The sequence below is a fragment of the Pseudomonas mendocina genome, assembly GCA_037482215.1.
In the GTDB taxonomy this organism is placed as follows: Bacteria; Pseudomonadota; Gammaproteobacteria; order Pseudomonadales; family Pseudomonadaceae; genus Aquipseudomonas; species Aquipseudomonas mendocina_E.
In genome coordinates, this window is the sequence record CP148074.1 from 2,438,835 (window position 1) to 2,461,207 (window position 22,373).

Below are 22,373 nucleotides of genomic sequence, written 5' to 3' on the forward strand. Positions count from 1 at the left end.
CCGAAGCGGGTCTTGTGCAATTCGTTACGCCGAAAGGCGTTTTTTGCGCTTCTCCAGCACCTTGTCATGCCAGTCCAGCGCAGCCTCAGCCTCTTCGATAGTCGGAGCCTTCGCACCTGGCGAATCGCTTTCGGCCTGCGGGAATTTGGCCCGCAGCGCCCCAACAAGGCTGGTCATAGTCATATTCCACGCCTCTGCCTCGGAAACCCCAAGGTGAGCCATGGCAACCGCTACATGGTCACGGGCAACAAATTCTGCCGTGTACTCACGATCTTCATCTGACTTAACAGGAAGCGGCGGAAGCGCCCCTATAACGCCGTGTTTTAGTAGGCAGCGGGCCAGCGGGATAATGTGCGCAGGGTCGGCTTTCTTCAGTACATACTTGAAGCGCTCGTTGTAGTAACCGAACACCTCTGTAACGTCCTCTTCAGTGCATGCATGGATGACTTCAAGGGCGTCTCGAAATTGGCTGTGCTGGTGGACCTTTGTAAGCGGGTCGCCCATCACGTTTGCAAACAGGGAAACGATCTCTGACGGACTGCCGAGCTTACTCATTGCGTACAGTGATGGACGCAGCCGATAGCAGTGATCGCCAACATGCACGCCGATCTCGCCAATCTCGGTAAGGATCATTTCCAACTCCAAAGGGTGCGCCTTCCATGGCGCCATGGCAATTAAGCCGTTACTTCGACCTGCACGGTCTTGATCACGCCCGGGGCAAAGGTGCTGCGGATTGTGATAGTGGTTTCGCCCTCAGCTACGCCGGTGACCAAGCCTGAAGCGCTCACGGTGGCAATGGCTGGGTCGCCAGTGATGTAACTCAGGCCTTGCGGTGCAGTCGCAGGCAGAACCGAAGCGGTCAGCTGCTGGGTTGCGCCATCAGCCACAGACACTGCCGCCGGACTAACCTCGATAGCGCTAGGATTGCTGACAACAGTTACAGCGCAGGTGTCAGAGATAGCCGGGTTATCCACGCTCTTGGCGGTGATGGTTGCAGTGCCCAACGCATTGGCGCTAACCACGCCCGTGATCAGGTTTACGGAGGCAACAGCCGGGGCGCTCGACTCCCAGCGCACGTTCTGATTGGCCTGGGCTGGGGCCACAACAGCCTCAACATCATAGGTTTTACCTGCTGCCAGGGTCAGAGCTGCTGGAATGACCTCGACAGCGGTCGGATCTGGAGCATTGACATCTGGCGTATCTTCAACGATCAGACCGAAGTCAGAGGATGTCGCCTGCGCCTCGAAACTGTATTCGACAATGTTGTCGTGCGGCGCGGTGCGACCACAGTTCGTGATGATCATAAATGCGGTGAAAGTCAGGTCCGGGAACGTCAAGCGCACCCATGCAACAGGTTGACCGTCCGTTGCTTCCGGACTGATCACATGCTTGGTCAGCTCAAGCAGTGGCGCATAACCAGCGCCGCCGACCTTCAGGGTACCGCTGCCGGAAATGCTCATGGTCTGGTAGGTGGCCAGATTTTCGCGAAGCGCACCAACAGAGTCATCGGCGGTCGCGTCGGTGGTTTCCCACTCGATAGACAGCTCCTTGTTGCGCATTGCACTTACACGCTGCCACTCACCTTCCGACGGGATGCGATCACCGCAGCCAATGCTGTATTCCAGAATCACATCGCGACCGACGATTTTCGTCTTTTTGCAAGCCATGTAGGCCTCCTAATTAAAATAGAACTTGAAGGTCCAGGCTGTACCAAGCCCGGTTTTCGGTTGTGTAGCCGGGGCCTACCGGCTCCCCTATTGCCCGCACAGAGGCGGCCCCACATGGCAAGCTGTCACCTAGGGCGGCCTGCACAAGTGATTCGATGTGCTCTGTTATTGCTACGGAGTGCTCCCGACCATTGCGTGGGCCAAGCAGGATCACGCGGTAGCGCTGACGGCGGTCTTCAACGTCTGGGCCGGGACCTCCGTTCTGATGGATCGCGGCTATCCAAACATCCTGCAACTCAGGGCCGTCCATCCACTGCCCACGGCTGTACTCGTATGAGTCGCCCAGCACAGAGCGCACCCAATCGACGAATGAGTCGTACATATCAGACCCTGTAGTGCTGTTTCAGGATTGCCGGAATGGCTGGCTTTACTTCTTCAAAGCCTTTTTTGAGGAAGCCAGGCTCTGCGTTCGGGTCCCAGTAGTCGCCGCCACCGCTTTCGCGTGGCTGCCCCTTGAGCGTGCCGGGCGCATCGTGAACGGCGGCAGCATATGCAGCCGTGTAGCCGACATTCCCCTTAACGCCGTTTTTGGTGACTTCCATTTGCGGGTAATACTGGCTGTTAACCAGGTTGCTGGTGTCGATGGGCGTCATCTTCTGGGCAATGCCTGCGCCCTGACTCAGGATTGCGAACACGGCACCTTCAGATACGCCATCGGCAATGTGGTCAACCTTCTGCTTGAACCCTTTGCGGACGCGCTCTATTCCTTTAACGGGCATATCAGGTCACCAATAGAAAGTCAGGCTCTTCATTGAAGAACGACATATCCCAGTTCGTCACCGACCTGATCTCTTCCCAGCCGTCAGAGCCGTCGAACTGGATCAGGTCGCGGTATTTCGGGCGCTTGTCTTCGGTGTAGATCATGTGGCGGGAGACAAACTCAGTCCCTCTCGCCCCACTCTGCCCACCTGTCTCGCGCACCATTTCGTTCTTGGCCTCCCAAGTACAAGCGATCTCGTACTCAGGGCCATAGGTGATCTTTTGGGTCATCAGGTCGATCTTCACGAAGGGGCGGACTGTTGCCGTGTTCGTGTACGACCACGCGGCTGTCTCGCTCAATTGCAGCCTCCCGTGGCAACCCAAAGGCCCGCATGTGCTGGTTTGGTTGGATCTGGCGGAATTAGCTCAGTGGCGCAGCCGTGTTTATCAAGGCCGCGCAACAATGACAGAGTGCCGCGCCAGCGGTCGGCGAACTGCTGATAGCGGAATGAGCGCGAGGCGCCAGATGGAGCTGTCTGCGAACTCAGGTACTTGTCGCCCTGCGCCAGCGCCATCAGACCCACCAGATACACCTGTATCAGCAGCGCCGTTCCCGCCGGGTAGTTCGCATCAAGGCACTCGTTAATGCTGTTGGCATTATCTACAAGCGCCTGCAAAACAAAGCCAGGCAGCGTGATTCCGAGTGTGCTCAGGTACTCTTTCGCCTGCTCAGTGGTCAGCATGTCGGACTCCAGAAATTCGCGGCCATGGGCCAGAAACGACTAGGCCACCCGAAGGTGGCCATAGTCGAGGTGGTGCGGTTGGTTAGCCTTTCAGCGGATCGCCGTCAGGCAGCAGAGCTGCAAGCTCTTCTGTGGCTGCCTTGCCGTCGAACTCGATGCCTAGCTCTTTCAGACGCTTGGCAATGTCGCCTTTCTTTGGAGCCTTGACCGGTGTCGCCACCTCAAGACTGGCCACGCCCTCGCTAAGTTGGCGAACATTCGATTCGAGCGCAGGGTTAACAGCATCCAACTCGACCACGTCACCAGCTTTAACGCCGAACCATGGGCGGATCACTTCAAACTTAGGCATGATCTACCCTCCTTATGCCAGGTTAGCGCCGTAAACCACGCCGGAACGGTTCGCACCGTCGCGGGTGATCTGCATGCCCATTGCCGACATCATTTGATAGTTGAAATTGGTCTGAGGCAGCGGGCGCGGCAGAGGCACATCGCCGAGAGCCATGCCGACCAGTGGAGTGATGACATCCTGGCGGCGCTGATAGCCCAGGAACTCGTTACCAGACAATGCGTAAGACTGCTGGATTTCGCGAGCCGGGATGAACGCACGGATGACGTCGAGCACAGAGCCGCCAGTCAGCATCTGAGTGCCGCCGATAGTGACTGTTGCAGGCTTGTTCAGGTTCGCCATGATCTGCGGCGAGAACCACAGGATGTCGTACACATCGACGAAGTTGGAACGCTGAGCTTGGCCCAGCGCGCCGGTAGTGAAGAATGCAGCCAGATCAGCCTGGCTTGCGGTGGTCAGGTCGATGTTCACACCGCCAGCACCAGTGCCAAGATTGATCTTGATGGTGTTGCGGTGGTTCTTGATGCCCTGACCTGCCTTGCCGTCCACGTTGACCTTGCTGCTGCCGCTCAGCGCATAAGCAACAACCTGCTTATAGAACTTGCGCAGCTTGGCGCGACGCGAGTCCAGAACGAGGTCAACGCCAACGCTGCGCTGGCCTTCCGCATGGCGCCAGTTGACACCATAGCCAGCCGTGAACACAGGAATCGGGTCACCATCACCCGCATAGTCGGTATGGTCGAAGCTGTAAGGAGCCTGACCGTCGATGCTGATCGCCACATCGTCAGCGATATCGCCAACAGCTTGGTACATCTTCACGGTTTTGCCGATTGGCAGAACAGTTTGCACGCGCAAGAGATCGTTCACGATCTCCATGCCGGTTTCCTGATCGCGCATCTGAATGGTCTGGCGGTCGATTTCCTTCCAGAAATCTTGGTTCGGGACCAGACCGCTGTTCACGTGTAGCATGTTCGGGCTCATGAGTGCGCGGTTCGCGTGAATCATGGCCTCATGCTGCTGAGCAAGGATACTCCGGTTAGCCTGAAGCTCTCGGAAGTGCTCCATCAAAAGCGGGTGATCTGCGATGCTTTGTTGGGTAAGAAACATGCTCTGACCTCCTTAGGCCACGGTCACGCTGTCAGCGCGAACACGAATGCGGATGAAATCGACGGCTGCGGTGGTCACATCGTCCTGAATGTAGCCAATGACCTTGTAGGTTCCTGCTGTTGCCGGGACTGGAATGGCCAGACCGGAAGCGCTGACGGTAACCGCTTGATCCTTTTTGTAGGTGCCAGCAGCCATGCGAACGGCGAACTCGCGCCCCTCTTCCAGATAGCTGCCCACAGCCGAATGGCCGGACGGGATCTGATCGGCAATGCCCAGGCCCTCATGCTCAGCAGCGCCCAGCACGTACAGACGGCCAACCACTGCGGAAGCCTGGGCGAACAGGTCACTACCATTGATCACTGCGAAAGTGCCGGGATACAGAGCTGCCGCAGTTTTGCGGGTTTCAGTCTTGTACAGCGACTGACCATCAATGTTTACGCGACGGTAACGAGGCATGTCGTTTACTCCTTCGGCAGGTTGGCGACATCGGCGGCCAGGCCGGTCTTGGCTTGCGATGCGTTGGCGCCGATCTGCTCAGCACTGCCGCACTGCTTGTACATTTCGCGCAGCGGTTCGCCGGACAGGCTGTTGGCGACCACCTCGCCGAACTTGGCCTTAACGGCTTCGCGCATCTGATCTTCTTCTGCACGCTGGTTTGCGGTCAGGGACTCAGCCAGGGCTTGCTGGTTTGCGGAAATGGTTGCTACTTGCTCGGTAACCGGCTTGATGGCGTCAGCCATGGCCTGACCGATGTTTGCTGTTACAGCTTTGCTGATTTCATTGGTCAGCTCGGCCTTTTCTTCTGGAGTCAAAGGCATATCGCCCTCCTGCTGGTTTGTTGCAGGCCGGGCCTGCGGTTTAAAAATCTTCTTGATGCTGTTGGCAACTACTGTCACCCAGCTTTCCTGACGCTGAACTGGCGTACCGGTGGCGTCGAAAGTGATCTTTCCGCCTTCATCCTTGTAGCCAAACACCTCTGCATTGCCGCCGTTGCGAATGATTACGGCCTGGGTGTCGGTGAAGTCAGCGACCCATGCGTAGTCATCTGGATTGCTGGCAAATTGCTGCTTGGCTGCACGATCAAGACGCTGCTCGCGCTCGCGGAACGATTCGCCGATCAGGGCGCCGGAGTTGGCCTGCAATGGATGGGCTTGGTCGGCATTCACCATCAAGCCCACGCCTTGCTCTGGGGTGGCTGCGCCTACTTCGTGCAACAGGATCGCGTCGTGATCCATGGAGCTGATTTCCGCAACCCACTCAGCGCCCATTGCCCGCTGCTGGTCGTTGGCCTCCATGCGCTCAAGGAATGCAGCAACGCTGGTGTGAATCGGCGGGACGTCATCACCGCGCTCGATTGCCTCAACGCGCTCCAGCAGCTCGCGACCACCCTCGCTGTTCCGGGCAAACTCAACATCCACCCACTTTTCCAGATAGATGCGGTTGCCGGACTTCTTGACGTTGCGGTTCCAAGCGCCGATGTGGCCTACGTTGATACCCTCGGGCGAGAAGGCAGAAACGAACTGACCGTTAACAGTCGGATGGCCAAGCGGCGCCAGCGTGCCCTCAAGTCCCGCATAGTGCTTGTCGATCTGCTCTGCGGTGTACAGTCCACCATTCATCACCACGTTTGCCGGTAGCGTGTAGCTGGGCAGAATGATGTGCGGGCGACCGTTGTAGTCTTCGCGGCGGATAGACTTGCTGTTCACCTGGGTGGTGATGTTTACCTGAATGGGCATGATCAATCCTCTTTGGCCCACGGGCCTTTGCCCTTGGCCTTCATGACTTCTTTGTTGCGCTTGGCTCGCTCGATGATCTGCGGCACCAGCGGCTTGCCGTCATCGCCCACCAGTACAGATACCGTGCTGCACTTGCAGTTGATCGAATTGCCGTTCTGACTCCACCATTCGCGCTGTTCGTCAGTGGTGTGCAGCGTTGCGTGCCTGGCTGCATGCGTGGCCCGAGTTGTCGGGCTTAGCGCGGACATGTGCATTTCGAGCGATGTGAGCCCGTATCGGTCGGCTGCGTAGTCGATCTCATCCATGCGCGCCCTGCGTAGGGCTGTGGTGATCTCTGTCCGGGCTATGCGGCTTGCACGCCTCGCCTCAATACCAGCCTGCTCGGTTAGGTTCTTGGCAACCTCACGCGGGTTAATCCCTCGACCTATTCCGTCGGTCAGGACGCGAGCCATATTTGCCCTGATCTCCCCGCTAAGCCACCGCATTTCCTCAAACTCACTTGCCGCGATAAGCGCTATTCGGTTGAGATATGGGGTGGATCTGATCACGCTTGCCAGTGACTGCTGACCGCCTGCGTAAGCCGCCGATTGCCGAGCAAGGTTCGCGTACTGCTGGCCAGTGCCGCGCTGGTAAGCGACTGAAACGTAGGTCGCAAAGAACCAGACGTTTTGCTCTCCGCCCTCCAACAGCTGCGCCTCAACCTCCCGCCCAGCCCCGTCGAGAACCGAGCTAAGCAGGAAGGCGTCAATGGCGAATGTGTAGCGCTTATTGACTACAGGCTCAGCCGGAATGCGATTGAGCCCGGCAATGTATGCATCCCTGATCCTTCTGATTCGGCTCGCAAAGTCGTTGATTGCGCCCCGCTCAAGCCGGTCAACCCCTGTTGGATCAGCTGGATTTGCCGGTAGGATCGGCGCTCTTCGCATCGTCATCCTCCGGGTCGTTATCTGGCAGCGGCTCAGGCAGCTCGTCAGGCTCGTAGCCCGCCGTTTCGCGTATCTCGCTCGCGCTGAAATACTCAGCGCCGCCGCCCAGGCTCTTCTCGTTGATCTCTGCCAGCGTCTTGGAATTGGCCAGCATTTCAGCTTTCGCCGGAACGGTCAGGTCATCCCAAATAGCCGTGAACTTGGCTTTCGTGTCGATGAGCTTGATTCGCATCAGATGAGCAACGAAGTCGTTAATTTCGCGGGTTAATTCACGAACTCGCCTTGCCTGACAGCGCGCATTGAAATACTTCTGATCTTCAGAACTGGCTCGTTCGCCGGTCTGCATGCCAACAAGAACCTTGGTAGGTATATCCAGCGCTGCGGAAATTGTCTGAAGGTTGATGTTGTAGGTTGGCGTTGGGTCTGGCACCGCCGACACCAATGGCGTGGTTGTAGCGCCCTGCGTGATCAGCATGAGGTCATTGCCTCGGTTGACCTGCCTGGCGGCGTCGTTGAACTTCACCTGAAGCTCATCAAGCCCAACCCCGTAAATAGCGGCAATCCCAGCAAGATCCACCTCTTTGTCGAAATTTACGTTGAGCTGTCGTGAAGCATTCTTGAGGAAAGACTCACCGCTACCGCCCTCTACCTTCTCAATACTGACGAAGTTGTTATAGGCAGGCTCAAGGAAGCCGATGGCGTCCGATGCGTAGTCACCGAGGATAAATACGCGGTCTGGGTGAATCTTGCGGTCGCTGACATGTCCGCCAGGCAAAACCTCTCGATATGTCCACTCTTTGGGCTTGCCGTAATTCTCTGACTTAGTGTCTGTTTCCAGCTCTCCCGGCTGAAGACTGCAAGCCCACGCGGGGATCACCTTAACAAGTTTGCTTTTGCTGCCAACCACAGGCTGATCCCAGCCGTTGCTGTCATTAATTTGCAGCAGCAAGCCAGAGTAGCGCCCTACCAATCGTCGCTTGTCAGACTCGAAAAAGTTATACCAAAGGGCGTTATTGAATATCTCGGAGACGGTTTTCTCCCACTTCGTTGTATTTTTTGTGCGATCCCTTTTCCCTTCACCCTCGATCACCTCAGGATCAGTAGACCAGCACTTGTCGGTGATCTTCTTTACTGCACCAAACGCCAGCCCGCCACGACGGTACAGGCTCATAAGCTGGCCAAAGTCTACCGTTTTAGGGAATCCGTATTCACACCATGCTTGCGGGCGCTTGTCGTCGATAGCTCCAGCAACGCCGTAAGCGCTTGCCATTGCCATGCGCGACCGAGCCATAGCCTGATCAAGGGCATGGTTAACCGCCAGGGTGAGATTGTCAGTCATTGCGTAATTCCGTCCTGAGTATCAATCCCGGCCTGTCGTCCGGCCTTACAAGCTCAACTGTCGATTGCTCCGGGTCGCGCCAGATCAGCGTCCCTTCAGCGCCAGCATTGTCAGCGGCTACCGTGCGAGCACATGAAAGGCAGCGGGCACGAACAACCACCGCCTGACCGTTGCGGGCGGTAAGTATGAAAATGGCCATTAGCGCATTCCGGGGAGAAGGATGCCGACAGGCGTTGACCCGCCAAGCTCTGTTAGTGCGTAAACCATCGCGTCCAGGCGATCTGGCGACTTCTTCGCCGTTGCCGGTACGTATTCCATTAGCTGGTTTTCAAGGGTGTACAGCGCCCCAGCATGCGACACACGCCCTTGCTCATACAGGGCTGATATCGGTTCGGCTCGGGCAAATTTGCCCTTACTGGCGTGAACTCGAATGATCCGGCCCTTGAACCCTGCGTTGCGAAGAGTTTCCTCTGCCATGTCGCCGCCCTGGTTCGTCTCAATGACGATGGCGTCAGCGCTGTGCTGCTCATATGCAGCCATAGCCTTCTTAGCCCAGCCAGCCGGTGAGTACTTGCCGCTGTAATCTCCATCAACAGAGAACACGCGCTTATCGCCAGCCCCATATGAGCTGGCCGCAACAATTCCTGTTTCGTCGCTCTCGTCGCTGTTTGTGGCCTGCGGGTCGATAGCGACAACCGTTCGGTGCCGGTCTTGGTTAATCTGGAGCGCGTGAGCCGCTGCAATAAGCTGCTCAGTCCACAGCGCGCCTTCCGTATTAAACCGGCGAGGCCTCTGCATGTATTGCGCTTCAGCGGTTCTGCGGTGTGCAAACAGTGCAGTCCTGTGGCTTTCGTTGTGCTTGAAAGGCCAGAGCCAGCCATCAGGCAGGCCGTGATCAATAGGAATGCCATGCGTGTTTTCCGCCAGGTACGATTCGCTGTTGTCGATGATCACCGGCAGATTCAGATGGTGCCACTTCTCGCCAGATCCACCGCGCAACAAGTAACCACTCAGGTCGTGGTAGTGAATGCGCTGCATGATCACTACCATCGGAGTCGTTTCGACAGCGAGGCGGCTTTTGATTGTTTCGTTGAAGCGGTTATTCACCCCATCCCGCACGACTTCGCTATATGCATCATCTGGCTTAACTGGGTCGTCGATGATCAGCGCGCCCTGCCAGCCCGGCTCCATGTGCCCAGCTCGGAAGCCGGTCACCTGACCAGCCGCAGACGATGCATAAACGCCGCCGCCGTTCTCAGTCCACCACATAGCCTTGCTGTCTGCGTCATCGCGCAGACTCATCGGCCACATAGCCTGATAAGCCGATGACTTAACCATCGCCCTGGCCGTACTGGAGTTGAGCAGAGCCAGATTGTGCGAGTAAGACAGGTGCATAAACCGGGCGCGGTTGTTCAGCGCCAGCCCCCTGCCGATCATGTTGATCGTTGCGAGCTCTGTCTTTGTGTACCCAGGCGGAACGTTAATGATTAACCGCTGGATCTCGCCACTAATAACCCGATCAAGCGTTTCCTGAATGACCCGGTGATGCGGCGCAACGATCATCTTTCCGCCAGTACGCTGCTTGAAAAAGTAGCGTGCGAAGTAAAGCCCCTCCTCCTCACACTCAACCTTTCTAGCCAGCGTAATGGCGTCAGCAGTCATCTTTCTCCAGCATTTCGCGGCGGGCTTGCTTGTATTCTTCTTTCGAGAGAGCAGCAACAGCTACCGGCCCGCCATTAGGCCCGGAAACTTCGTGCTTGGTTGCCGACTCCCATCCCTGCAGCTTCGCCAGTTGCTGAATGGCCTGCAAGGGCGAGTGAGTCTTGATCTTGATTCCGTCTTTCGTGGCGCTCAGCTCAGCAATGGCTGATAGCTTTTTAGGGTCTTGCAGGGCTGAATCTTTGATCTTCCATGACGCCTGGATGACAGGCTGCCCATCCTGCTCTCCAATCTCGTATGTGCCGAACTCAACCAGGTCCGACAGATCAGTACGAGCGAACAAGGAAAGCCGCTCAAGAGCCTCTTGCCGCGACATTACAGCAGCAGATACAGCGGCCTGATTAAGCTCGGCCAGCCTTTGGGCAACCTTTGGGTGAGACAGCATCTTGCTCGCCTCTTCCCAGACCTGCTTTTCCTTCATTCGAGCCGCACTGTATGACCTTCTGTACGACTCGCTGGCATTACCCGTTTCGAGGTAAGCCAAACAGAAGGCCTCCTGTTTTTGGGTTAGCGCCATTGGGAGATACCTTTAAAACCCTTCGTAGTCGTCACACATCACAGCCCGGCCTTGTTCTTAGCATTCAGAACAACTTCCACAATCTCTGTGATCTCGCGATTCTTCTTGCCTTCGCTCCAGGCGAACAGTGCCCGGACTATCACCCATGCAGGCAGGCCGCACAGGAATACGACGCCGCCAATAGCGATCATCCCTGCATCGTCCTGCGCCCAGTGGGCAATCTCTAACCAGCGCACAAGGAATGCGCCGCCACCGATGCTTCCCACCAGCGTGCTGATCATTGCCACCACGAACTCACGGGGGCTTTTCGGCAGCGTCATAGCCATTACGACCACGGCTGCAAGGATGGCCATCGCACCAAACGCGCCGAGCTTATAGAGCGCGATACCACCGACAGCGGTCAACGGACCCGGCTCTGACATAAGTTGAACGCCTGTATGTTTCATGAGGCCTCCCGGCGTAGCCAGGTGGTGTATTTAGATCCAGCACGCACGCGCAAGCATCCGCCGTATGGCAAAGAGCATGACGGGGGCTGGATGTTCAGGAATAAAAGACCCGCACGATTTGTGATTGCACGAAGGCAGAGGCATGGCGGGTTAAGAGCCCGTGAAGGAACAAAACACGGACTGGTCGCACACTGGCACGGAAACGAAAAAGCCCCGGCATTTCTGCAGGGGCTTCGTTGTATTTCATCATGACGCAGTTACGTCAGCATGTGGAAAAAGGTACGCCAGCCGCACGGGAATGTCAATACGTTATAACGATGCCTCACGCCGCCTCTTTCAACTCTGCCACGACAGCTGCAACCGGCTGGAGTGCCAGCTTGTCTATGTCGTTGCAAACCTCGGCCATCATGTCGACTACTGATTGCCAGTCACGATCCCAGCTGCTGCTTCTTAGCTTGACTCCATATACATCATTAAGCGCCGCACGGAATGCCTCGGGCGTGGGTGTTGGGTCAATACCCGCGCTCATGCCGCCCTGGTGCATACGGCGATACCGATGCAGGCATATCTTGGCGACATAGAAAGCCTTTTCGCGCTTCTCAGCCGTGACACGCACGCCATGATAGATGCGTCGGGTTTCGTACCACTCCCAAACCAGTTGCTCTGCTGCCTCCATGTCGTCAATCGTGGCGATTGGGCTGTACATGTGATTGCCGAACGCACGCAACCCAGGCGACAGGCTTGATACTGCTTTCTGTATGTGGCCAGCCAGTGCCCGATCAACCAGCTTTGACGCCGAATTAGTGCGCCCCACTCTGTCCTGCTTAGCCGGTGGACAGTAGATGTGCTGCGTCCATGTGCAGGGGCGGCCAAATTCATCTACATCAGCAATCTTGCGCTTGATGAAGCCGCCAGCCTCGACAATGCCAAGCTCTGCTTGCTCAGCCATCATTGAGGAAATGCTGTCCCAGCGCTCATAGAATGCCGCTGACCATGCTTCGCGTGCCGACCGTAGCTGCATCATTCCGAAGCCCTCGGCCAGATATTCAAGCCGCTCTCAGCATTAGCATCGTAAAGCGCTCTGTTTTTACTTGTGCGCTCATTCCAAGCCATAGCTGCTGCCAGCTTTAGTTCATTCAGGTCGCTCTCATCATCGTAAGCATCCAGCGTTGGGCCTTGAGCTCCGCACTCATGGCAGTAGACAAACACCTGAGCGCCGACGCCGGAGCACTCTGCAAGCGCTGCAACTACAACGCCATCGGCGCTATCAACAGCCATAACGCATGGAGGCCCCTCACAGAATGGGCATGGATTCATCTTGATTGGCTCGATCATTCCGAAGCCCCCTGTCCTTTCTTGTTTTCCAGCTCAATCAGCAGATCGATGTAGTGCTTGGCCTTCTCCAGATCAGCAATGCCGTTCTTCTTGCGCCAGCGGGAGACGTATTTGATTACATTGCCCTCGAAGTACCCGATTCCGTTTGCGTGGATGTATTCGACTGGCTGGATTGGCTGGTCTTTGTAGTGGGCGCCGCCGACTTGGATATCCAGTGCACTCATGCCACCCCCCTCTTCAGTTCACGCACCAGCGCCCGGTAATGGGCTTTGATGGCCTTGATTTCGTCTACCGTGTACTTCTTCGGCTCATGCGGGCCTTCCAGCCACTCAACGGCCTCCAGCCCGATCTTGCGCACCAGGTTGATTCGGTACTCCACTACGTTGCCGCTCATGTGGTTATTGCAGGGGGCGCATTGCTTGTGGACGTTAAGCGGCTCAAAGCGCAACTCAGGAGTGCTGCCAACTGTCCGGTAGTGGCCCGCGTGCCACTGGCCCTGGTGGTGACGCCCACAGCTCACGCACGGCAGCTGGGCATCACGCGCACGCACCCAGGCATTGAATGCAGTCTGCGCCTCACGCAGGTAATCGCCGCGCGACTTGATCCGCTCCTTGGCCGCCTTGATTTCCCGGCGCTCGACCTGGGCCAGCGCCTTGCGCTCCTTGTCCTGTTTCGCCCGGGCGATAACCAGGCCGCACTCAGGGCCGCACCAGGTCTGGAAGGTCTGGCTCGGCACAAACGGCGCTCGACAGGTACGCACCGCGCACTTCTTCGGCTTGCTGCTGATCGCCTTCAGGGGCTTGCGGGAGGCCACCCTACAGCCCTTTCAGCAATGACTGAAGCTGGCGCAGCTTATCCAGCGCCTCTGCATCCTTCCCTTCGCACTCCCTGAGCGCAGCAGCAGCATCGTCAACTCGGTCAGCGAGCAACTTGAAACGGCTAGCAAAATGACTCGCGCAACTGCGCACCTCTTCGCCTATCTGCACTAGCATTTCATGCACATTCACATCGGAGCCATGCGTAATCTCGGCCTCTACTGGCGGCACAGCTGCCGGTGCCTTAACAGGCTGCGACGCCGCTGCTGCGTAATCCTGCAGTGATCGGCGCTGATACCTGTCCAGTCCGACACGCTTGATAAGCCCAAGATCAACCAGATCAACAAGGCTTTCCTCGATAATCTTCCGGTCACTAAGGCCGCTATCTCGCCTGACGTTCTGAGCGATCTGATGCACCTGGTGTGCCTCAGAAACAGGAACGCAGTGGTAAACCTTCTTGCTGTTTCCGGCCAATGGATGACCGCCAATTTTCAAAACTGCACTCATGCAAAGCTCCCCATATGATCAGCCGCCGCCATCGCGTCAGCCTCGGTTTCAAAGTGCGCCGACAACACCAACCGCCAGCAAGCGTTGAACACATCGCGATAAAGCGGCTCGAAAGCCGTGTCGTCCATCGCCGCCCAGCTGATCGACTTGCGTTCTTTGCGCACACCACCAGGCGTTTGCACCAGGTTGTAATGACCGGCCTCAACAGTGATCCAGTCGCGGAATGCTTCACGGCTTTTCTCAACTGCCGGGAAGCGCTCGGCTCGCTCAGACTCAAGCTGTGCGATGTACGCATCAACGGCGATATTGAGCTGGCCGGGACGATTATTCAGCTGCTCGAAATACCGCTGCAGGCCGCGAATACCTCGCAGTTCCTGCTGGGGCACCAACCCGCCTTTCGGCTCCCAGTACTCCCAAGCAAGATCCAGCATTGCGAAGAACTTGTTGTGGAAGGCTGCGTTGCGCATCTTGCGAAACTCGCCATGAATGACCTGGCCATGCTTCCACTTGCTGATCAGCTCGCGGTCGGCGTCGGTAGCCGGAACCAGGCCCTGGCCGCTGCGCATGAGTGCGATTTCAGCCATTGCGAACCTCGACCAGTTGCCCGATATCCCCAGCAGTGCGGCGCATTTCAGCGAGGATGTAGCTCGCATGCTCAAACGACAGCGCGTAGAAGTAAGAACTGAACCTGCCGTCCGGCGTTGAGTACTCAAAGCTGAACAGCGCCCAGGTCTTTCCGTCCTGAATGACTGAAAGCGGCAGAGTTACGGCGTTTTTAGCCATGGCGAACCTCCACCATCCCAGCGCCCTCGCAGCGCTCGCACTCATGACGCTGGTGCTCGTAACCGCTGCATTCTGGGCATGGGCGCTTGGGCTGCTCCAGCTTATCCGCCTTGCTCAGATAGCTTTCGAGGGGATGGGCTACCCGCACAGGCTCAACCGGAACGATGCGCTGATTTGATGGAGCCAGCGCCTTGGCCGCCTCAGTCATGACCAAGCCCTTCCCGTCACATACATGGCACCAGCGGCGCTCCAACTCATACCCGCGGCAGTGAGTGCACTTACGCAGCAGGGGCTGACGATCACTACGCAGCCGGTCCGCCAGCTCGCGCTCTGCGCTGCAAAGTTCGATATCAGTCATGCCTTACGCTCCGCGGCTTCAGCGATGACAGCAATCCGCTCCATGCGCTCAACAGCCTGGTCAGCCAGGTTTCGCCGATCGGCCTCGTCAATCACTGGGATGCACACGAAACCAACACCAGCCTTAGCCAGGTCGCATGCGACTTTTAGGGATGCGCGCAGGTCTTTTTTGCTTGCTCGGTTCATGCTTTCCCCCTTAACGCAGCGCGCATCTCTTGCAGTGCCGAAACACCAACTTCTGGAGTCACCACACTGACCTTCTCCGGTAGCGCCTTCGGCACTTCACGCAACGGCTCACCATTCGCGCACATGCGCACCGTCACCTCGTAGGCTCGCTCAAACAGCGGGCGACTCTTGCTCTCCGGCAGCATGCGCAACTCGTAAAAGCCAGCCTCGCAGGCGGCGTGATACACAGCGGGGTGAATACGGGAGCTATCAGCGCCGGGGTATGCGATTTCGCAGGCTTGTCGATATGCTCTATCAATAGACGGCAGCCCCATGGAGTAAGCGCTTGGCGAGCACAGCTTGCGGAACTCGGGCGCACTTGGCGGCCAGTCGTCACCGCGCTGAGTCAGCACAGACAATCCCACAGCGATTTGCTGCCCACTCAGGCCAGCCAGTGCCGACGCCCATGCATGCGATTGATCAGCCGACACGCCGAAACTCGCCGTCCAGCGGTGGCCGTACAGCTCCGCCATTTTCGTCCAGAGTACATCCAGCAGTTTCTGACTGAGCCTCTGCGGCTTCTCGCTCTGCGATGGCTTGCTTGACGCGATCTGCGGCCGAGAGAGTGCGGACGCCACTGCTTGCTGGGCGGTTTTCATGGCGAGATACCTGCTGCGATTCTGGGAAGACGCCCGACCAGCCGTTTTCAGTGGACAGGTCTACGACTGCGGATGGATTGGCGTGGCCTTGGAGTTTTTTAGCGATCAGGTTGCAGGCGTGCTGAGTCAGCGCCTTGCCTTTGCCTTTGCGCATTTCGCAGAAGCCAGCCCACGATTCGTCACTGACACCATCGGGCTTGCAAGTCAGCGGATCGAACTTGGTCGGGCGAGCCGTGCGAGCCTTAGCTTTATGATTGGTATCCTGATTACTGGTATCCTGATTTGTCGGAGATTTTTCCGACCCTAGATCGGATTTTTTTCCGACCTTGCTCGGATTTTTTTCCGACCCTGATCGGATTTTTTTCCGACCTGCCGAAGTGCTAGAGGACGGATATTTTTCCGACCCGTCTTGCTTGCGGTTCCATTCCTTACCTTTCTCGGTCAGGCGCACTAATGTGATGTTTGAGGTGTGGGAGAGCTGCACGGCGCCAGCCTCTGCCAGCTGTTTGAGCAGCCGGTAAGCGGTGTCCGGCTTGTCAGTCAGAAGCGGCAGCTCTTCGACGATCTTGGCCTTGCTGATCGCAAAGAAAATACCATCAGGCGTCTCTACGGGATTGCACCAGCTTGGGCATTCGTATACGAAGGCAAACAGCATGGCTTGCTGAGCATTAAGTCCCCACTCAGCTGCCTTGGCCTGATTGATGGTTAGGGTGTACTGCATTAGGCACCCCCCATCTGTTCAAAAAAGAACTCATGGTTTTCATCTGCGCCAATTGCATCAAAAGCACCAATCCTTAAAAGGTATTCGGCTTGAGCCTGCCCAAAGATTGTCTCCCCTGTGGCCGCTTTTACTGCACTGAATGTGCGGAACTGCTCTAGGGTTTTCTTGCCTTTACTGCCATTGCAGGACATGCAGGCGGCTAGCAAATTGCCAATTTCATTACTGCCACCAAGGGCTCTAGGGGTTACGTGATCGATAGTGAACACACCCTCATTAACTAGGCCGGCGCCGCAATATGCACAGTTACCCATTGTCTTTTGAAGGACAGCCATTTTTTTATTGAAAGACAGAGGCTTGGCCATCACGCAGCCCACTTCATCGATTCAGCAGCCCACAGCCCAGCAACGTACTGCACACCCTTCGGAGTGAACTTGGCCTGAGTGAATGCGTGAGAGTTGTGTTCGCAGGTTCCTGTTTTGACTTCAAATCGGCCAGCGTCTGTGTGCTGGGCGTATGGAGTCAGTACGCCACCCAGGTAGTACATAACGCCTTTATCCAGCAGCAGCTGGCGCAGGCGGCGCTCATTGGCGCTAAGCAGCTTGGCGAGCTGGCGGAAGCCGATAGAGCCAGTTGATTCAACGTAGCGCTCTACAAACTCAACCTTGGGCGCGGCCAGTTGAAGTGCGGCGGCCTGCTGCTCAATCAAATCGGCCTGATCAGCAGCAAGGCGCAGGGCTTGCGAGAGGGTTTGCGGTACTTGCGGGGCTTGTTGATCCTCAAGCTCCATCCAGCGCTTAATAATTGCGTAACGGACGGAAACGCTGTACCCAGAAACCAGCGTCAAAGTAAGACTCTTTGGCAGCTTGAAATAAGAAGTGTATCCGCGAGCATCCTTTGTCTCTTCGACATGATCCAAATCTGGATCATCTTTGAGCGCCTCAAGCATGGTGCGAATATCGCGAATTACATGGGCGTGCGTTTTCTCGGTCAGCTCAGCGATTTCCAGCGACGACATACGCGCCACGTTTTCGCCCTGCATGATTTCGTGGCGCGTCACCTGTACACTGTTGCTGCCTATGGCCTGTGAATGCATAATGTTCTCCACTTGTTGTAGGTAAAGCCCCGGTCGATTGGCGTTGCTCGGGGCTTTTTTGTGCCTGTCTTATGCCCTTTTCAGGGCCTCTTTTTTGGGCTTAATCGGGACAACATCCCCCGCTTTACCCCCCAGCTTTGTCTTCCCTTCTGCGATTTTCCGTGCAGCCTTCCCTGCTGCTTCGGTCACTACTTCTTGTTGCGTCTGCGTCATGAGCTGATCCCCCGACCAAAATGTTTCTCTTTAGGCCCTCAATTTCTCTGCAGACTGCTCAGTAATGGCAGTGCGGAGTTCGCGGATTGACTCGCGGAGAAGCTGGGAAACAAGTTCGGTCGGAGTGCAGTTGAAATGAGCAGCGATATCGTCAGCACCGCCCTTGCCGGTGATCTGCGCCAGAGCATCAAGCCCGGCCTCTACAAGCTCACGGGCAAGCACGGAATGCTGCATTCCGAGCTGTCGGGCTGCTTTACGCAGTTCGGTATCCCGGTCGTAACTCAGGCGAACACGGGTCAGCTGGTCGCGGCGGTCGTTAGGGTTGTCGTACATGGAAGCCTCCTATGCGACAGCCTGCGGAATGCTCGGGCGCAGGTCGCGCGCCTTCACTGCACCGCTGGTGATAATTTCGGCGCGCATTGCAACCTCGGCAGTGCATCCGTGCAGGCCTCGCACCCAGCCGCTAACTGTGCCCTGCTTTACGCCCAGCGCCTCGGCAGTCGCCTGCTGCGACCCGAAGTGCGAGACAAGTTTTTCAAAGTGAGTGCTCATGATTCTCCGCCCATATAAAGGGATGCCTTTATGGTATGCACAGGCATTCCTTTTTGCAACCACAAAGGCTGCCCTTTAAATTGGTAACCATGGAACTTAAAGATCGCCTTAAGCAGGCAAGAAAAAGAGCGGGACTAACCCAGGCTGAGCTGGCGACAATGGCTGGCATCAAGCAGGCGTCCGTTTCTGAGATAGAGCGCGGCCTAACAAGGACTAGCGGACACCTTGTCCGACTGGCTCAAGTCTGCGGCGCAGACCCTATATGGCTTGCAACTGGCGAGGGCGCGATTACCGACGCCATGAGCAACGTCGAGCCCGGCCCTGCAATCACTTCGCAGTTCAAAGCCGTGAAGATCGTTGGTACAGCCCAGATGGGCAGCGAGGGCTACTGGTCTGAACTTGATGAAGGCGAAGGCTTTGTGGATGTGCCGTCCAGTGATCCAGATGCTTACGCGCTACGCCTGCGCGGCGACAGCATGGCCCCTGCAATTCGCTCGGGATGGATTGCAGTCATTGAGCCGAGCCGGGATCTGGTGCCGGGGGAGTACGTCATGATCCGCCTGCACGATGGAGAAAGCATGCTCAAGGAGCTGCTGTACTCAAACGACCATGAGGTCAGTGTCATGTCGATCAATGACGCCTATGGTCGACGGACAATTCCGGTTGAGCAGATAGAGGCCATTCACTATGTTGGTGCGATTGTGCCACCTAGCAAACTTAGGGTTTAATCGTGCTAGCAGATCAACGGACGCAAGTCGGCAATGATCTTAAGAGTAACGCCTCGTTTGGACGTGTATTCCACTAACTACAAGACGACTAATGCTTCGAGCCTAGGGAATCACGCTAGTGCCTGAAATTGTTACTGCCACCGAGATTATTAGACAAAGCCATCAGGGCTATTCGATTAAGCCCTTTATTATAAGAGCCGAGGACGGGCTAACTTACTTTGTTAAGGGCCTTAATAAAGCTGGGGGCCCTGCCCTAATCTCAGAAGCTCTAGGGGCTGAACTAGGTATGCTAATTGGGCTGCCCATCCCTGAGTGGAGGCTCATGCACATCCCTGAAGAGCTGATCGAATTCAGCACAATTCCAGATATTCAAGATCTTAGGGGTGGACTTGCATTTGCATCACAGTCTGTCGATAACGCGACTGACGTCACTCTAGCTAGCATCCAAAGAATTCCCGTTGACTTGAAAGCTACTCCTTTTCGACTGGTGGGTTAGAAATGAGGATCGAGTACTTGGGGATAAAGGTGGCAATGTAAACCTCATCCTTGACTCAAGAGGCAACCTCTGCGTTATTGACCACAACCTAGCCTTTGACATGGCCTTCAACAGCCATGATTTTTTGAATGGACACGTTTTCCGTGAGGTGAGACCTCATTTTCGAGATCTTGTAATCCGTCAGGATTTCATGAGAATGCTTGACTCGGCGCTTGAGAATTGGGGTAGGATTGTCAGCTTTTTACCCGAAGACTGGCTATATCGAGACAGTGATCATATTGATCTGACTCAGCCTACACTAGCAGCTAGGCGCGCCATGCTTGACCTGTTTACGGAAGAGCAGTTTTGGAGTGAGTTATGAAACTCGTCTGTAACTATTCCATCTTGCGGTTCCTGCCTTACCCTGAAACAGGCGAATTCGTCAATATTGGCGTCGTTTTGATTGCTAATAACGGGGATTTTCGGTTCAAAATCGAGAAGAAGCGCCAACGCGTTACAAGTTTTTTCCCAACCCTTGATGCCCAAATATTCGTCAGGGCTCGGCGCGAAATTGAGGCAGAACTTGATAGGCTCAGCTCTTACTGTGTCTCCAATCGAACCAACCTATCTATTCTAATTTCTACGTTCCAGCATCTGATCCATCCTCGTGAAACCATGATGAGATTCAGCGATGCTGGCACACTGCGAATGGATAATGCTGATCAAGCCTTGACTAAGCTTTTCGATCACTACGTGAATCACAGCTTCGCCACCAAGGAGTACCAAGAGGCCGTCCTTGAGAGACAGCTCGGGAAGCTGCTGAGCGCTAGAAATTTGAAACAGCGATACAGCGAAGGAAGACTTGGCTCAAACGATTATCAGGTCAAATTTCCATTCGTTATGATGAATAATGGCGTGGCTGTCCAAGCCCTGAAGCCAATACACCTTGGGCATGATGAGTCAGGCAAAATAATTGATCACGGCGACGCCTGGATATCCAAATTACGACGCCTTAAGTCTGCTGACCGACTTGCCCAAGACACACTGTTTATCGCAGCCCCACCAGAAAGTGGTAAACCTAAACTGCTGAAGGCTTATGAAGAAATTTGCACAGAGCTGGAGTCCTACCCTAGCGTAAGGGTAGTGAGTACAGCCTTAGGTAACGACGACAGAATTATTGATCAGATCAAGAAGAATTCCCCTTCCTTCCATTGACCTATTTCAAGCCCGCCTAGTGCGGGCTTTTTATACCTGCCTCACAGCTTGCCCACCTTTACACTTTACATTCCTAATTTTAGTTTTCTTCCTATAGCGACATCACGCAACTACCTTACTGTATATAAAAACAGTAAAAGCAAGAAGACACCCATCATGCCGTACTCAGCGCGCCCGTAACTCATCAGCGCCAAATCTCCTCATACCATCGCCTGTTGCGCCGCGTTAATCACTTGCTGACCACGCCACGCGCCCGCCGCGAATGCCAGGCGAACCTCTCTCCCTCCCCGATGACCTCCCTGAAGACTGGGAGCGCCTGCTTGAAGAAATCGAGCAGGACGAATGCGCAAAGATGATCAAGCGCTCGGATGGCAGCGTTTGGTGTGCTGGAAGGCTCAAGGCTCACTTAGACAGTCTTTAAAATAAAGCGGAACCGCTAAAGAGAATCCTCGAATGAAAAAAAAAGGTAAACCTGTTGACCTTAAATAAAGGTATGCCTATATTTGACTCCAACACGAAGCCAAACAGCTTCAGGCCGAAAGGCCACGCTCTTTAACAAACTAGACCGCCGAGCTGGCCGATGCATAGCCAGCGGACGTACCGCGCAACGGTACGCAGTGCACGACCTACATGTCGTCACTGGGCATAAAACCTCATTCGGAGGGCGCAGCTGGATAGGCTGCGTAGTGGCAAGTACGTGTACGACCTAGGCGGCAAGACTCCGGGCACACGAAAAACCACTGACGGGAAAGCGACCGTTGGCCTATGCAAGAGAAAGAGAATACCGGCCTGCCTTGAGCGGGCCGGATGCTCTCAAGTCGCCTTTATTAGGGGACTTGGAAGTATTAGCGCACTTTCCGGTACCTGGCGCGCCACCCGGAACGAGAATTACGCTTGAGTATTCGGTTGGTTTATCGGAGCGTGGACCCGGCACCAATTCGCGGAGGCGCAAGTAGCAAGTCTTGCAAAGATGGCCGTAATCGTATTCTTCTGCTTCAGATAGAACAGCCCTGCACTCCGCGCACTTAGCTGCCAACCTCACCGGATTATTGAGAGCCTCAATAGCCTGCGCCCTTATCTCTCTCAGTCTTCGACGCTCAGCCGCTGAAGGGCGATTTGCCAAACGCTCCGCTCTGCGCCTTTCACGCTCTTCGTTTTTTGCAGCGAGCGCTTTTCTACGCTCTTCGCGCTCGCACTTCTTGTTCACCGCCTGAAATGCCCGGCGCAACTCTCTAGTTAGTCTGTCAATGACGACATCTGGACCGTCCGGGGTTGCATTGTCGCTCACTCTCAACTCCTGTCAGATGAAAGAACTCAAGAGTCGCTAATTGAGGAAGGCAACGCAAGATCAGCTGATGGCAAGTAATCAGCAACTGACAGCCAGATGATCCACGCGCCAGCGAGCCAGTAGCCCTGGCGCGAGCAATGCCCGTTTTCCTCGATGCCCTTG

At 55.8% G+C, this 22,373-nt stretch carries 32 protein-coding genes and 1 pseudogene; 3 read left to right on the forward strand and 30 right to left on the reverse strand.

All coding sequences use genetic code 11. From position 1 onward, the window contains the following. Positions 1-24: 24 nt before the first annotated feature. The 30 genes from WG219_11155 to WG219_11300 all read right to left on the reverse strand — a co-directional run bounded on the left by WG219_11155 (position 25) and on the right by WG219_11300 (position 18,505). Positions 25-633 carry a DUF6246 family protein gene (locus WG219_11155; protein WXL23913.1) on the reverse strand — a complete coding sequence of 203 codons (609 nt, stop codon included), beginning with the start codon at positions 631-633 and terminating at the stop codon, positions 25-27. A 41-nt stretch (positions 634-674) separates the two neighbouring features. Next, a complete protein-coding gene (locus WG219_11160) occupies positions 675-1,667 on the reverse strand; it encodes a phage tail tube protein (GenBank protein WXL23914.1) in 993 nt (330 codons plus the stop codon). Positions 1,668-1,680: 13 nt separating this feature from the next. Next, positions 1,681-2,049, reverse strand: coding sequence for a hypothetical protein (locus tag WG219_11165; protein WXL23915.1), 369 nt, complete (start codon positions 2,047-2,049; stop codon positions 1,681-1,683). Between the two features lies 1 nt (position 2,050). Then, positions 2,051-2,446 (reverse strand): hypothetical protein, encoded by a 396-nt coding sequence (locus WG219_11170; protein ID WXL23916.1) that lies wholly within the window; start codon positions 2,444-2,446, stop codon positions 2,051-2,053. 1 nt (position 2,447) lies between these two features. Further along, on the reverse strand, positions 2,448-2,717 hold the full coding sequence (locus WG219_11175) for a hypothetical protein (protein WXL23917.1): 270 nt from the start codon (positions 2,715-2,717) through the stop codon (positions 2,448-2,450). A gap of 65 nt (positions 2,718-2,782) precedes the next feature. Beyond that, a complete protein-coding gene (locus tag WG219_11180) occupies positions 2,783-3,169 on the reverse strand; it encodes a hypothetical protein (protein WXL23918.1) in 387 nt (128 codons plus the stop codon). Positions 3,170-3,251: 82 nt separating this feature from the next. Next, the gene (locus tag WG219_11185) at positions 3,252-3,518 is read right to left on the reverse strand and encodes a hypothetical protein (protein ID WXL23919.1); all 267 of its coding nucleotides are present in this window, start codon (positions 3,516-3,518) and stop codon (positions 3,252-3,254) included. Between the two features lie 12 nt (positions 3,519-3,530). After that, positions 3,531-4,622, reverse strand: coding sequence for a major capsid protein (locus tag WG219_11190; protein WXL23920.1), 1,092 nt, complete (start codon positions 4,620-4,622; stop codon positions 3,531-3,533). A 12-nt stretch (positions 4,623-4,634) separates the two neighbouring features. Beyond that, entirely contained in the window at positions 4,635-5,078 is a 444-nt protein-coding gene (locus WG219_11195) for a hypothetical protein (GenBank protein WXL23921.1), read from the reverse strand. A gap of 5 nt (positions 5,079-5,083) precedes the next feature. Beyond that, positions 5,084-6,358: a hypothetical protein gene (locus WG219_11200; protein ID WXL23922.1), complete on the reverse strand. Its 1,275-nt coding sequence runs from the start codon at positions 6,356-6,358 to the stop codon at positions 5,084-5,086. A gap of 2 nt (positions 6,359-6,360) precedes the next feature. Further along, positions 6,361-7,284 (reverse strand): phage minor head protein, encoded by a 924-nt coding sequence (locus tag WG219_11205; protein WXL23923.1) that lies wholly within the window; start codon positions 7,282-7,284, stop codon positions 6,361-6,363. Next, on the reverse strand, positions 7,247-8,623 hold the full coding sequence (locus tag WG219_11210; protein ID WXL23924.1) for an anti-CBASS Acb1 family protein: 1,377 nt from the start codon (positions 8,621-8,623) through the stop codon (positions 7,247-7,249). Before WG219_11210 ends, WG219_11205 begins: the two co-directional genes overlap by 38 nt. Positions 8,624-8,821: 198 nt before the next feature. Then, a complete protein-coding gene (locus tag WG219_11215; GenBank protein ID WXL23925.1) occupies positions 8,822-10,285 on the reverse strand; it encodes a DNA-packaging protein in 1,464 nt (487 codons plus the stop codon). Beyond that, positions 10,275-10,859 (reverse strand): terminase small subunit, encoded by a 585-nt coding sequence (locus tag WG219_11220; protein WXL23926.1) that lies wholly within the window; start codon positions 10,857-10,859, stop codon positions 10,275-10,277. The genes WG219_11215 and WG219_11220 overlap by 11 nt, the downstream gene beginning before the upstream one ends. A 38-nt stretch (positions 10,860-10,897) precedes the next feature. Further along, on the reverse strand, positions 10,898-11,305 hold the full coding sequence (locus tag WG219_11225; protein WXL23927.1) for a hypothetical protein: 408 nt from the start codon (positions 11,303-11,305) through the stop codon (positions 10,898-10,900). Positions 11,306-11,627: 322 nt separating this feature from the next. Further along, complete coding sequence (locus WG219_11230) at positions 11,628-12,329, reverse strand: hypothetical protein (GenBank protein WXL23928.1); 702 nt, start codon at positions 12,327-12,329, stop codon at positions 11,628-11,630. Then, positions 12,326-12,583 (reverse strand): hypothetical protein, encoded by a 258-nt coding sequence (locus tag WG219_11235; GenBank protein WXL23929.1) that lies wholly within the window; start codon positions 12,581-12,583, stop codon positions 12,326-12,328. The genes WG219_11230 and WG219_11235 overlap by 4 nt, the downstream gene beginning before the upstream one ends. 53 nt (positions 12,584-12,636) lie before the next feature. Next, positions 12,637-12,864, reverse strand: coding sequence for a DUF3310 domain-containing protein (locus tag WG219_11240; protein ID WXL23930.1), 228 nt, complete (start codon positions 12,862-12,864; stop codon positions 12,637-12,639). Continuing rightward, positions 12,861-13,400 (reverse strand): recombination protein NinG, encoded by a 540-nt coding sequence (locus tag WG219_11245; protein WXL23931.1) that lies wholly within the window; start codon positions 13,398-13,400, stop codon positions 12,861-12,863. Before WG219_11245 ends, WG219_11240 begins: the two co-directional genes overlap by 4 nt. Positions 13,401-13,455: 55 nt before the next feature. After that, positions 13,456-13,962 (reverse strand): hypothetical protein, encoded by a 507-nt coding sequence (locus WG219_11250; GenBank protein WXL23932.1) that lies wholly within the window; start codon positions 13,960-13,962, stop codon positions 13,456-13,458. Beyond that, on the reverse strand, positions 13,959-14,546 hold the full coding sequence (locus WG219_11255) for a DUF1367 family protein (GenBank protein ID WXL23933.1): 588 nt from the start codon (positions 14,544-14,546) through the stop codon (positions 13,959-13,961). Before WG219_11255 ends, WG219_11250 begins: the two co-directional genes overlap by 4 nt. Then, positions 14,539-14,745 carry a hypothetical protein gene (locus tag WG219_11260; GenBank protein ID WXL23934.1) on the reverse strand — a complete coding sequence of 69 codons (207 nt, stop codon included), beginning with the start codon at positions 14,743-14,745 and terminating at the stop codon, positions 14,539-14,541. Before WG219_11260 ends, WG219_11255 begins: the two co-directional genes overlap by 8 nt. After that, positions 14,738-15,103: a hypothetical protein gene (locus tag WG219_11265; GenBank protein ID WXL23935.1), complete on the reverse strand. Its 366-nt coding sequence runs from the start codon at positions 15,101-15,103 to the stop codon at positions 14,738-14,740. The genes WG219_11260 and WG219_11265 overlap by 8 nt, the downstream gene beginning before the upstream one ends. Next, on the reverse strand, positions 15,100-15,288 hold the full coding sequence (locus WG219_11270; GenBank protein ID WXL23936.1) for a DUF1382 family protein: 189 nt from the start codon (positions 15,286-15,288) through the stop codon (positions 15,100-15,102). The genes WG219_11265 and WG219_11270 overlap by 4 nt, the downstream gene beginning before the upstream one ends. Then, complete coding sequence (locus WG219_11275) at positions 15,285-15,758, reverse strand: hypothetical protein (protein ID WXL23937.1); 474 nt, start codon at positions 15,756-15,758, stop codon at positions 15,285-15,287. Before WG219_11275 ends, WG219_11270 begins: the two co-directional genes overlap by 4 nt. Beyond that, entirely contained in the window at positions 15,748-16,647 is a 900-nt protein-coding gene (locus WG219_11280) for a hypothetical protein (GenBank protein WXL23938.1), read from the reverse strand. The genes WG219_11275 and WG219_11280 overlap by 11 nt, the downstream gene beginning before the upstream one ends. Then, on the reverse strand, positions 16,647-17,009 hold the full coding sequence (locus WG219_11285; protein WXL23939.1) for an HNH endonuclease: 363 nt from the start codon (positions 17,007-17,009) through the stop codon (positions 16,647-16,649). Before WG219_11285 ends, WG219_11280 begins: the two co-directional genes overlap by 1 nt. After that, on the reverse strand, positions 17,009-17,740 hold the full coding sequence (locus WG219_11290; protein WXL23940.1) for a phage antirepressor KilAC domain-containing protein: 732 nt from the start codon (positions 17,738-17,740) through the stop codon (positions 17,009-17,011). Before WG219_11290 ends, WG219_11285 begins: the two co-directional genes overlap by 1 nt. A 243-nt stretch (positions 17,741-17,983) precedes the next feature. Then, the gene (locus WG219_11295) at positions 17,984-18,286 is read right to left on the reverse strand and encodes a hypothetical protein (protein ID WXL23941.1); all 303 of its coding nucleotides are present in this window, start codon (positions 18,284-18,286) and stop codon (positions 17,984-17,986) included. Between the two features lie 9 nt (positions 18,287-18,295). Further along, positions 18,296-18,505 (reverse strand): Cro/CI family transcriptional regulator, encoded by a 210-nt coding sequence (locus WG219_11300; protein ID WXL23942.1) that lies wholly within the window; start codon positions 18,503-18,505, stop codon positions 18,296-18,298. Positions 18,506-18,663: 158 nt separating this feature from the next. Here WG219_11300 and WG219_11305 point away from each other — a divergent pair, with 158 nt between their 5' ends. The 3 genes and pseudogenes from WG219_11305 (at position 18,664) to WG219_11315 (ending at position 20,923) form a co-directional block, all read left to right on the forward strand. Then, positions 18,664-19,233, forward strand: a complete 570-nt coding sequence (locus WG219_11305) for a LexA family transcriptional regulator (protein WXL23943.1) — start codon at positions 18,664-18,666, stop codon at positions 19,231-19,233. A 118-nt stretch (positions 19,234-19,351) separates the two neighbouring features. Beyond that, positions 19,352-20,090: pseudogene (locus tag WG219_11310) on the forward strand (HipA family kinase). After that, the gene (locus WG219_11315) at positions 20,087-20,923 is read left to right on the forward strand and encodes a DUF3037 domain-containing protein (GenBank protein ID WXL23944.1); all 837 of its coding nucleotides are present in this window, start codon (positions 20,087-20,089) and stop codon (positions 20,921-20,923) included. Before WG219_11310 ends, WG219_11315 begins: the two are co-directional and overlap by 4 nt. The last annotated feature ends 1,450 nt before the right edge of the window (positions 20,924-22,373 follow it).